Origin of the sequence: Shigella sp. FC1567 (assembly GCF_001743015.1) — a bacterium.
GTDB classification, from domain to species: domain Bacteria; phylum Pseudomonadota; class Gammaproteobacteria; order Enterobacterales; family Enterobacteriaceae; genus Escherichia; species Escherichia coli.
In genome coordinates this window covers 1-11021 of record NZ_MIIV01000051.1, presented here as the reverse complement: position 1 = coordinate 11021, position 11021 = coordinate 1, and the positions used below count along the sequence as shown (strand labels likewise).

Here is an 11021-nt window from a genome sequence, read left to right as displayed (position 1 = left end):
TATAATCTGGTGAGATATCAGATGATTAAAATGGCGGAACATCTGAAAGGTTACTGGCCGAATCAACTGAGTTTCTCAGAATCATGCGGAATGGTGATGAGAATGCTGATGACATTGCAGGGCGCTTCACCGGGACGTATACCGGAGCTGATGCGCGATCTTGCAAGTATGGGACAACTTGTGAAATTACCGACGAGAAGGGGAAGGGCCTTCCCGAGAGTGGTAAAGGAGAGGCCCTGGAAATACCCCACAGCCCCGAAAAGAGCCAGTCAGTTGCTTAACTGACTGGCATTACGACCGAAGTCGCTCTTTTTAGATCACAGTTTCATCTCAACTTATTTGGAGATGTGAGCGATCAGGTCCAGAACTTTGTTGGAGTAACCGGTTTCGTTGTCGTACCAGGATACCAGTTTCACGAAGTTGTCGTTCAGAGCGATACCAGCTTTAGCATCGAACACGGAAGTGCAAACTTCGCCGTTGAAATCGGTAGATACTACGTCATCTTCGGTGTAGCCCAGAACGCCTTTCATTTCGCCTTCAGCAGCGGCTTTAACGGCAGCTTTGATCTGCTCGTAAGTTGCAGCTTTTTCCAGACGAACGGTCAGGTCAACTACGGATACGTTCGGGGTCGGAACGCGGAACGCCATACCAGTCAGTTTGCCATTCAGTTCTGGCAGTACTTTACCTACAGCTTTAGCAGCACCGGTAGAGGACGGGATGATGTTCTGGGAAGCGCCGCGGCCGCCGCGCCAGTCTTTGTGAGACGGGCCATCAACGGTTTTCTGAGTAGCGGTAGTAGCGTGAACGGTGGTCATCAGACCTTCGATGATGCCGAAGTTATCGTTGATAACTTTAGCCAGCGGAGCCAGGCAGTTGGTGGTGCAGGAAGCGTTGGAAACGATGTCCTGGCCAGCATATTTGTCGAAGTTAGCGCCTTTAACGAACATCGGAGTGTTGTCTTTAGACGGACCAGTCATAACCACTTTCTTCGCACCAGCGGTGATGTGTTTACGAGCAGTTTCGTCAGTCAGGAACAGACCAGTTGCTTCAGCGACAACGTCAACACCAACTTCGTCCCATTTCAGGTTAGCCGGATCACGTTCAGCGGTAACACGGATTTTTTTACCGTTAACGATCAGATGACCGTCTTTCACTTCAACGGTACCGTCGAAACGGCCGTGAGTGGAGTCATATTTCAGCATGTATGCCATGTAATCAGCGTCTAACAGGTCGTTGATTGCAACGATCTCGATGTCAGAACGTTTCTGAGCAGCACGGAAAACAATGCGACCGATACGGCCAAAACCGTTGATACCTACTTTGATAGTCATATATTCCACCAGCTATTTGTTAGTGAATAAAAGGTTGCCTGTAAAATTACAAAAACCTTACGCAGCGTCAAGCGGAATCGTGTCAATCATTGCGACAAATCAATCCTGTGCCTAAGCATTATGCGACTGACTCGCCTCACTCTTCCTTTGGGCTTGAAACCACATGGGGTCGGCGCCCCGAATTTTAAAGGGCAATTACGATAAAAATGTGATTTTCATCACGATTTAGGTGCAGCCATTTCGTCGAGATCAAGTTTAGGACAAAATTTTGCCAGTTGGTGTTAATGTTTTGTTAGAATCAGTCACGTAATGTGAGCACGATTAAAGTGAGATGTGAGCAAATGGCTAATAAACCTTCGGCAGAAGAACTGAAAAAAAATTTGTCCGAGATGCAGTTTTACGTGACGCAGAATCATGGGACAGAGCCGCCATTTACGGGGCGTTTACTGCATAACAAGCGTGACGGCGTATATCACTGTTTGATCTGCGATGCCCCGCTGTTTCATTCCGAAACCAAGTATGATTCCGGCTGTGGCTGGCCCAGTTTCTACGAACCGGTGAGTGAAGAATCCATTCGTTATATCAAAGACTTGTCACATGGAATGCAGCGCATAGAAATTCGTTGCGGTAACTGTGATGCCCATCTGGGGCATGTCTTTCCCGACGGGCCGCAACCAACAGGCGAACGTTATTGTGTTAACTCTGCTTCTTTACGCTTCACTGATGGCGAAAACGGCGAAGAAATCAACGGTTGAAAAAACGATTCAGCAACTTATTCCACAGGAGCGGAAAAATTATGAATCTTGATGACATTATCAACAGCATGACGCCTGAGGTATACCAGCGTTTGTCGACCGCCGTTGAACTGGGGAAATGGCCTGATGGCGTTGCGTTGACCGAGGAACAAAAAGAGAATTGCCTGCAACTGGTGATGCTGTGGCAAGCCCGCCATAATACCGAAGCACAGCATATGACAATTGACACAAATGGTCAGATGGTCATGAAGAGCAAACAGCAGTTAAAAGAAGATTTTGGTATCTCAGCAAAGCCTATTGCTATGTTTAAGTGAATGAGTTATCTAGTATTTAAGCCTGTTATTAAGGGAGGGCAAATATACTTGTTCGGACGTCGTGTTTTAGCTGCAAGTAGGTTAAATGCAACACTGACAAGTATTATCTGGCCTACAATGTCATTGAGGAAATGTAGGCCAGAGATGAATTCAACTAATATTACCCCTGTGTCTCTTCCCAGTCTGCCAGCGTATATAGCGTTGCCCCAGCTGCTGACATCTCCATAAACGCGTGTGCACTGTCCTGGGGCTGGATATTCACGCCACGACAACCATCGGTAATCACGTTCACCTTATAACCTAACTGTAACGCGTCCAGCACGGTAAACTTCACGCAATAGTCAGTAGCCAGGCCCATAACGATCAATTCATCGATTTCATGATCGCGTAACCAGTCATCGAGAGAGGTTTTCTGCCGACGGCCGTTATCAAAAAAGGCACTGTAACTGTCAACTAAAGGATTTTCGCCTTTATGGAACACCGCTGCGATCGCTTTTTGGTTCAGTAACGGATGTAATTGTGCGCCTTCACTGTTCTGCACACAGTGATCTGGCCAGAAGGTTTGTGGCAAACCGTCGAGTTGGCCTGGCGTATAAGGCTCTACACCGTGCTGACTGGCAAAACTGCCGTGATTCGCCGGATGCCAGTCCTGGCTGGCGATAACCGCTTCTCCGCGCGACTGGCACCAGTCAATAAGGCGGTTAGCAACCTCCACCGTACTGTCACCTTCCGGTACGGCGAGCGCGCCACCAGCACAGAAATCATTTTGTAAATCGACCAGTAACAGGGCGCGATGGGGCATTGCAGTCTCCTTAATCATCCGGCGTCAGTTCGCCGCGCAGGTTTTGGCTCATGGCCTTGCGAATGGTTTCAGTATCCAGTTCCTGGCTCAGCAGGTAATGCAGTTTGGTTAGCGTGGCTTCTACAGTCATATCTGCACCGCCAATAACGCCGGCATGGGCGAGGGCGTTACCGGTGGCATAACCACCCATATTCACTTTACCGGACATACATTGTGTCAGGTTGACCACCACAATACCGCGATCGCTGGCTTCTTGTAATTCCTGCAGGAAGGCTTTGTTTTGTGGCGCATTACCCACGCCATAGGAGCGCAGAATCAATGCTTTCACTGGTTGGCGCAGAAAATTGCGCACGACATCAGCAGAAATCCCCGGATAAATCGTCACTACGCCAATTGGTTGTGGCGTGATTGGATGAACGATTAATTCCCCTTCACCGTGCGGGGCGGGTGGCGTATTCAAACGACGAATATGGATACCAGCTTCCAGTAACGGAGGAAGGTTTGGAGAGGCAAACGCATCAAAACCATCGGCATGGGCTTTGGTAGTGCGGTTGCCGCGATACAATCGGTTATTGAAAAAGAGCGTTACTTCGTTGATCGGATAATTCGCCGCAACGTACAACGCATTCAGCAGATTAATTTGTCCGTCAGAGCGTAACTCAGCCAGCGGGATTTGTGACCCTGTCACAATGACCGGTTTACCGAGATTCTCGAGCATGAACGACAGCGCAGAGGCGGTATACGCCATCGTGTCGGTACCGTGTAGAATGACAAAACCATCATAGTCGTCATAGTGCGCTTTAATATCTTCAGCAATATGCTGCCAGTCATCCGGCGTCATATCAGAAGAATCCATCAACGGCGTATATTCATGAATGGTGAAATCTGGCATCTCCGGGCGATGGAATTCCGGCATCAGCGCCAGTTGGCGTTGTAGATGACCTGACACCGGAATATAACCCTGCTCGGAACGCTGCATCCCGATGGTCCCGCCCGTGTAGGCGACGTAAATTGATTTCTTTTGCATGATATTGATATGAATGATATCGAAAGAGCAAAAGTATATACGTGAGGCAGGAGGAGCGCACCTGATACTATGCGGATAAGGAAATATGGGGCGAGACAGCGGGAAGAGGATTCGTCGAGGTAAAAAATAATGTGGCCGACGATCTGTCGGCCACTCAGTACAAGACTTAACGCACGTTGGCGCAGGTCAGGCAAAACGCATAACGGTTTTGTGGGTCGTTAAACGCGGCCAGCTTGTCGCTTTCACTTTTAACGGTAGAGGCTACCGAGGCAAGCGGTGCAGGTAACATGGCCTGGAACGCATCTGGCAACATTGCCCGGACAGAACCAGACATGTTGTCCATCACTTTGTCGAAGAAGGTCGGTTCATCAACGTAGTATTCCAGATGCCACTGTTTCACTTTTGCGAGCTCTGCTGCTTTGGCAACCGCATCATCGAAATCCCCGAGACTATCGACCAGCCCGTTAGCTTTTGCATCCTGACCGGTCCAGACGTGGCCCTGGGCGATTTTATCAATTTGCTCCGGCGTCGAATGACGCGCATCAGCAACCAGCGTGATAAAGCGTTTATAGCCATTCTCAATGCTTAATTGCATCATCTGCTGCGCTTCCGGCGGCAGTGCCCTGGTGATAGAAACATCCGCCAGCGGTGAAGTTGAGACACCATCAGTATGAACACCAATCGAATCCAGACTATTTTCTACGGTGGTGATCACGCCGAAGATACCGATAGAACCGGTCAGGGTGCTGGGGTTAGCCACAATGTAATTAGCTGGCGTGGAAATCCAGTAACCACCAGATGCCGCCATGCCGCCCATCGATACAACCACAGGCTTACCCGCTGCCCGGGCTGCTGCCAGTTCAGCGCGAATCACTTCAGACGCGGTAACGCTGCCGCCTGGGCTATTAACACGCAGGACAATCGCTTTCACTTTCGGGTCAAGGCGAGCGTCGCGGATTTGTGCCGCAGTGGTATCACCGCCAACATTCCCCTGAGTTTCCTCGCCATCCATAATTGCGCCATTAGCGAAGACGACACCGATGCTGTCACCGGTATCTGCCGGCGTTTTCAATGCGTAATCGTAATAACTGATGGCGCGATAATTTTTATCAGTCTTACTCCAGCCGAACTCTTTGGTCAGAGCTTTTTCGATTTCGGCACTCGATGCCAGTGCATCGACCAGCTTGTTTTCCAGTGCATATTTCGCGGTATCGCCACCGGTTTTGGTTAAACCCTCAAGCAACCCTTGCGCGCTAGGGAATACCTGCTGAGCAGGGATCTGCCGGTTAGCGGCAACAGTATTCAGATAGTTTTGCCACAGCTCACCAATCCAGCGGCTGTCAGCTTCGCGGGCTGCCGGTGACATATCATCACGAATAAACGGTTCAACGGCAGATTTATACGTACCCACGCGGAACACATGGGTGGAAACTTTCAGCTTATCCAGCAACGATTTGTAGTACAGACCGTTGGTAGCAAAACCGTGCAGATCAACCACGCCTTGCGGTGACAGCCAAATTTTATTGGCGAAACTGGCGAGATAATATTGCCCCTGGCTGTAGTTCTCGCCAACGGCATAAACCGGTTTCCCGCTGTCACGAAACTCTTTCAGGGCTTTGCCGATGTACTGCATAGACGGCTGGTCGCCGCCTGCGAAGTTTTTCAGATCCATCACGATACCGGTGATATTGTGGTCGTCCTTCGCCTGGCGAATGGTGTTGACGATATCAAACAGTGAGTTTTCCTGCAGACGATCGGAACTGGCACCAAGCAGCTGGCGGCTTAATTTACTAAACCGCTGAGAACTGTCGGGTTTATCGACGATCACACCGGAAATGTCCAGCAGCAGTGCGCCACGACTGGCCGTTTCTTTCGAATCACCACCACTGACCTGCATCCAGATCCCCACACCAACCAGTACGAGGAAAATAAAGAACAGGTTAAGTACCATTTCACGGACGAAATTCAGCAGACGCCACGTCCATTTAAAAAATCCGGCAATAAATCGCCAAAGGGTTCGCATGTATTCTCCCAACTTAAGGTCACACCTGTCACAGGCGCAATAGATGTGGTTATCGTAATGACCCAACCGACACTTGTCAGCAGGAATTGCGGACTGTGCTGTAACAAAATCCACTCTCGTGTTAATTTTGTGAATAAATATCACGACAGGAGTTAATCAAATGGATGCACTCGAACTATTGATCAATCGCCGTAGCGCCTCCCGCCTGGCTGAACCCGCGCCAACGGGTGAACAACTGCAAAACATCCTGCGTGCGGGTATGCGTGCGCCGGACCATAAGTCCATGCAACCGTGGCATTTTTTTGTGATTGAAGGGGAAGGGCGCGAGCGTTTCAGCGCCGTACTGGAACAGGGGGCGATTGCTGCCGGTAGTGATGACAAAGCTATCGACAAAGCCCGTAATGCGCCGTTCCGCGCACCGCTCATCATCACGGTGGTGGCGAAATGCGAAGAAAATCATAAAGTCCCGCGATGGGAACAGGAAATGTCTGCCGGATGCGCGGTCATGGCGATGCAAATGGCAGCCGTTGCCCAGGGATTTGGCGGCATCTGGCGCAGTGGCGCATTAACTGAAAGTCCGGTAGTGCGTGAAGCATTCGGTTGCCGTGAGCAGGATAAAATTGTCGGTTTTCTCTACCTCGGCACGCCGCAGTTGAAAGCATCTACGTCGATTAACGTCCCGGACCCGACGCCGTTTGTAACTTATTTCTGATAATTGTCGCGAAACTGTCTGGATTGTGAGCAAAGGCGCAGGAATTCAGACACTCTCACTTATCACTTCACGGAATGAGGGTTACCATACCCGGATTGCATTGACAGGAGATGTCCATGAGCGAGAACTCGATTCGTTTGACCCAATACAGCCACGGAGCTGGTTGCGGCTGTAAAATTTCCCCAAAAGTGTTGGAAACCATCCTGCACAGTGAGCAGGCGAAGTTTGTTGATCCGAATTTGCTTGTGGGTAATGAGACCCGCGACGATGCGGCGGTGTACGATCTGGGCAATGGCACCAGCGTTATCAGTACCACCGACTTCTTTATGCCGATCGTTGATAATCCTTTCGATTTTGGCCGCATTGCGGCGACTAACGCCATCAGCGATATCTTCGCGATGGGGGGCAAACCGATTATGGCGATTGCGATCCTCGGCTGGCCGATTAACAAACTTTCCCCGGAAATTGCCCGCGAAGTAACCGAAGGTGGACGCTATGCATGCCGTCAGGCGGGTATTGCGCTGGCTGGCGGTCACTCCATCGATGCGCCGGAGCCGATTTTTGGTCTGGCGGTAACGGGGATCGTACCGACCGAGCGGGTGAAGAAAAACAGCACCGCACAAGCCGGATGCAAACTGTTCCTGACGAAACCGCTGGGGATCGGCGTTCTTACCACGGCTGAGAAAAAATCACTGCTGAAACCAGAACATCAGGGACTAGCGACGGAAGTGATGTGCCGGATGAACATCGCAGGCGCGTCCTTTGCCAACATCGAAGGCGTAAAAGCGATGACCGACGTTACGGGCTTTGGTCTGCTGGGCCATTTGAGCGAAATGTGTCAGGGCGCAGGTGTGCAGGCGCGCGTTGACTATGACGCGATCCCAAAATTGCCGGGGGTTGAAGAGTACATTAAGTTGGGCGCAGTGCCTGGCGGCACCGAACGTAACTTTGCCAGCTACGGTCATCTGATGGGTGAAATGCCGCGTGAAGTGCGCGATTTGCTGTGCGATCCGCAAACTTCTGGCGGTTTGCTGCTGGCGGTCATGCCGGAAGCAGAAAATGAGGTCAAAGCTACAGCCGCCGAGTTTGGCATTGAACTGACGGCAATTGGCGAACTGGTGCCAGCGCGCGGCGGTCGTGCCATGGTTGAGATTCGTTAATTCAATGCGGTTGTTTATTGCCGAAAAACCGAGTCTGGCGCGCGCCATTGCTGATGTCCTGCCCAAACCGCACCGGAAAGGCGATGGCTTTATCGAGTGCGGTAATGGTCAGGTGGTGACCTGGTGTATCGGTCACCTGCTTGAGCAGGCGCAGCCAGACGCCTACGACAGCCGCTATGCGCGCTGGAATCTTGCGGATTTGCCGATTGTCCCGGAAAAGTGGCAATTACAGCCCCGACCCTCCGTGACCAAACAACTTAACGTCATCAAACGCTTCCTGCATGAAGCCAGCGAAATCGTTCACGCCGGGGACCCGGATCGTGAAGGGCAACTGCTGGTGGATGAAGTGCTGGACTATCTGCAACTGGCACCGGAAAAGCGCCAGCAGGTGCAGCGTTGCTTGATAAACGACCTGAACCCGCAGGCGGTTGAGCGGGCGATCGACCGTCTTCGGTCCAACAGTGAGTTTGTGCCATTGTGCGTTTCTGCGCTGGCGCGAGCGCGTGCCGACTGGCTGTACGGCATCAATATGACCCGTGCGTATACCATTCTCGGTCGCAATGCCGGTTATCAGGGCGTACTTTCCGTGGGACGCGTGCAGACACCCGTGCTCGGGCTGGTGGTGCGCCGCGATGAAGAGATTGAAAACTTCGTGGCGAAAGACTTCTTTGAAGTCAAAGCACATATCGTGACACCTGCCGATGAGCGGTTTACCGCTATCTGGCAACCGAGCGAAGCGTGTGAACCGTACCAGGATGAAGAAGGGCGCTTGTTACATCGTCCACTGGCGGAGCATGTGGTTAACCGCATTAGTGGTCAACCAGCAATTGTCACCAGCTATAACGATAAACGGGAATCAGAATCCGCGCCGCTGCCTTTTTCGCTTTCGGCGTTGCAGATTGAAGCGGCAAAACGCTTTGGTCTGAGCGCGCAGAACGTGCTTGATATCTGCCAGAAGCTGTACGAAACGCACAAGCTAATCACTTATCCGCGTTCCGATTGTCGCTATTTGCCAGAAGAACATTTTGCCGGACGCCACGCGGTGATGAATGCCATCAGCGTTCATGCACCAGATCTGTTGCCGCAACCAGTGGTAGATCCAGATATACGCAACCGCTGTTGGGATGACAAAAAGGTCGATGCACACCACGCCATCATCCCGACCGCACGGAGTTCTGCGATCAACCTGACGGAGAACGAAGCGAAGGTCTATAACCTGATTGCCCGTCAGTACTTGATGCAGTTCTGCCCGGATGCGGTGTTCCGCAAGTGTGTTATCGAACTGGACATTGCCAAAGGCAAATTTGTCGCTAAAGCGCGTTTTCTTGCTGAAGCAGGCTGGCGCACGCTGTTAGGCAGCAAAGAGCGCGATGAAGAAAACGACGGTACGCCATTGCCTGTGGTGGCGAAAGGCGATGAGTTGCTGTGTGAAAAAGGTGAAGTGGTAGAGCGGCAAACCCAGCCGCCGCGCCATTTTACCGATGCAACACTGCTTTCGGCGATGACCGGGATCGCGCGCTTTGTGCAGGACAAAGATCTGAAAAAGATCCTTCGTGCGACCGATGGTCTGGGGACAGAAGCAACCCGTGCCGGGATTATTGAACTGCTGTTCAAGCGTGGTTTTCTGACCAAAAAAGGGCGCTATATCCACTCTACCGACGCCGGAAAAGCGTTATTCCATTCGCTGCCAGAAATGGCGACGCGACCGGACATGACCGCGCACTGGGAATCGGTGCTGACGCAAATCAGCGAAAAGCAGTGTCGCTATCAGGACTTTATGCAGCCGCTGGTGGGGACGCTATATCAGCTTATTGATCAAGCCAAACGTACGCCGGTGCGGCAGTTTCGCGGCATTGTGGCTCCGGGCAGTGGTGGCAGTGCTGATAAGAAAAAGGCTGCACCGCGTAAACGTAGTGCGAAAAAAAGTCCGCCAGCAGATGAAGTCGGAAGCGGGGCGATAGCGTAAGCGAGTGAATCTTTCGTGCTATTCGAGTCATATTCTGAAATATCCAGCGAATCAAGAAAATTCGTTGGATATTTTTTTGCATGGATAAAATTATCGCCTCTAAAGTATGTAATAACAGGGAATGTGATGAAAAAAGTTTTATTACAAAACCATCCTGGGAGCGAGAAGTATTCTTTTAATGGCTGGGAAATATTTAATAGTAATTTTGAACGGATGATTAAAGAAAATAAGGCCATGCTGCTTTGTAAGTGGGGGTTTTATTTAACATGTGTTGTCGCTGTAATGTTTGTGTTCGCAGCGATAACATCCAACGGTTTGAATGAAAGAGGCCTGATTACCGCGGGATGCTCTTTTCTTTATCTATTAATTATGATGGGGCTTATTGTTCGGGCCGGTTTTAAAGCAAAAAAAGAACAACTGCATTATTATCAGGCTAAAGGTATTGAGCCGCTCAGTATCGAGAAGTTACAGGCGCTACAATTGATCACACCTTATCGATTCTATCATAAGCAATGGTCTGAAACGCTGGAGTTCTGGCCGCGAAAGCCTGAACCTGGCAAAGATACCTTCCAATATCATGTGCGGTAATGACTCCAACTTACTGATAGTGTTTTATGTTCAGATAATGCCCGATGACCTTGTCATGCAGCTCCACCGATTTTGAGAACGACAGTGACTTCCGTCCCAGCCTTGCCAGATGTTGTCTCAGATTCAGATTATGTCGCTCAATGCGCTGAGTGTAACGCTTGCTGATAACGTGCAGCTTTCCCTTCAGGCGTGATTCATACAGCGGCCAGCCATCCGTCATCCATACCACGACCTCAAAGGCCGACAGCAGGCTCAGAAGACGCTCCAGTGTGGCCAGAGTGCGTTCACCGAAGACGTGCGCCACAACCGTCCTCCGTATCCTGTCATACGCGTAAAACAGCCA

9 protein-coding genes and 3 pseudogenes are annotated in these 11021 nt (G+C 50.8%); 7 read left to right on the top strand and 5 right to left on the bottom strand.

The genetic code is table 11. The annotated features are described in order from the left end of the window. Positions 1–285: pseudogene (locus BHE85_RS04335) on the top strand (IS4 family transposase); the annotation flags it as partial. 50 nt (positions 286–335) lie between these two features. On the opposite strand, the gene gapA reads toward BHE85_RS04335, so the two are convergent. Next, positions 336–1331 carry a glyceraldehyde-3-phosphate dehydrogenase gene (gene gapA, locus BHE85_RS04330; protein WP_000153502.1) on the bottom strand — a complete coding sequence of 332 codons (996 nt, stop codon included), beginning with the start codon at positions 1329–1331 and terminating at the stop codon, positions 336–338. A gap of 341 nt (positions 1332–1672) precedes the next feature. On the opposite strand from gapA, the gene msrB reads away from it, so the two are divergent. Next, on the top strand, positions 1673–2086 hold the full coding sequence (msrB, locus tag BHE85_RS04325) for a peptide-methionine (R)-S-oxide reductase MsrB (RefSeq protein WP_001284613.1): 414 nt from the start codon (positions 1673–1675) through the stop codon (positions 2084–2086). A 41-nt stretch (positions 2087–2127) separates the two neighbouring features. Continuing rightward, positions 2128–2400, top strand: a complete 273-nt coding sequence (locus BHE85_RS04320; RefSeq protein WP_001046790.1) for a YeaC family protein — start codon at positions 2128–2130, stop codon at positions 2398–2400. Between the two features lie 160 nt (positions 2401–2560). Here the strand turns inward: BHE85_RS04320 and pncA are convergent, their stop codons facing one another. The 3 genes from pncA to sppA form a co-directional block, all read right to left on the bottom strand. After that, on the bottom strand, positions 2561–3202 hold the full coding sequence (gene pncA, locus BHE85_RS04315) for a bifunctional nicotinamidase/pyrazinamidase (RefSeq protein WP_001120535.1): 642 nt from the start codon (positions 3200–3202) through the stop codon (positions 2561–2563). Positions 3203–3212: 10 nt separating this feature from the next. Next, positions 3213–4229, bottom strand: coding sequence for an asparaginase (ansA, locus tag BHE85_RS04310; protein WP_001170149.1), 1017 nt, complete (start codon positions 4227–4229; stop codon positions 3213–3215). A gap of 166 nt (positions 4230–4395) precedes the next feature. Then, the gene (gene sppA, locus BHE85_RS04305; protein ID WP_001259790.1) at positions 4396–6252 is read right to left on the bottom strand and encodes a signal peptide peptidase SppA; all 1857 of its coding nucleotides are present in this window, start codon (positions 6250–6252) and stop codon (positions 4396–4398) included. Positions 6253–6412: 160 nt separating this feature from the next. On the opposite strand from sppA, the gene BHE85_RS04300 reads away from it, so the two are divergent. From BHE85_RS04300 to BHE85_RS04285, 4 genes and pseudogenes are all read left to right on the top strand, one after another. Next, positions 6413–6964: an NAD(P)H nitroreductase gene (locus BHE85_RS04300; protein WP_000339283.1), complete on the top strand. Its 552-nt coding sequence runs from the start codon at positions 6413–6415 to the stop codon at positions 6962–6964. A gap of 116 nt (positions 6965–7080) precedes the next feature. Continuing rightward, entirely contained in the window at positions 7081–8124 is a 1044-nt protein-coding gene (gene selD / locus BHE85_RS04295) for a selenide, water dikinase SelD (RefSeq protein WP_001298241.1), read from the top strand. Positions 8125–8128: 4 nt separating this feature from the next. Then, positions 8129–10090 carry a DNA topoisomerase III gene (gene topB, locus BHE85_RS04290; protein WP_001235800.1) on the top strand — a complete coding sequence of 654 codons (1962 nt, stop codon included), beginning with the start codon at positions 8129–8131 and terminating at the stop codon, positions 10088–10090. A 126-nt stretch (positions 10091–10216) separates the two neighbouring features. Beyond that, positions 10217–10672: pseudogene (locus tag BHE85_RS04285) on the top strand (DUF1266 domain-containing protein); the annotation flags it as partial. Between the two features lie 16 nt (positions 10673–10688). Here BHE85_RS04285 and BHE85_RS04280 read toward each other — a convergent pair. After that, positions 10689–11021 (bottom strand): annotated as a pseudogene (locus BHE85_RS04280) (IS1-like element IS1X2 family transposase); the annotation flags it as partial.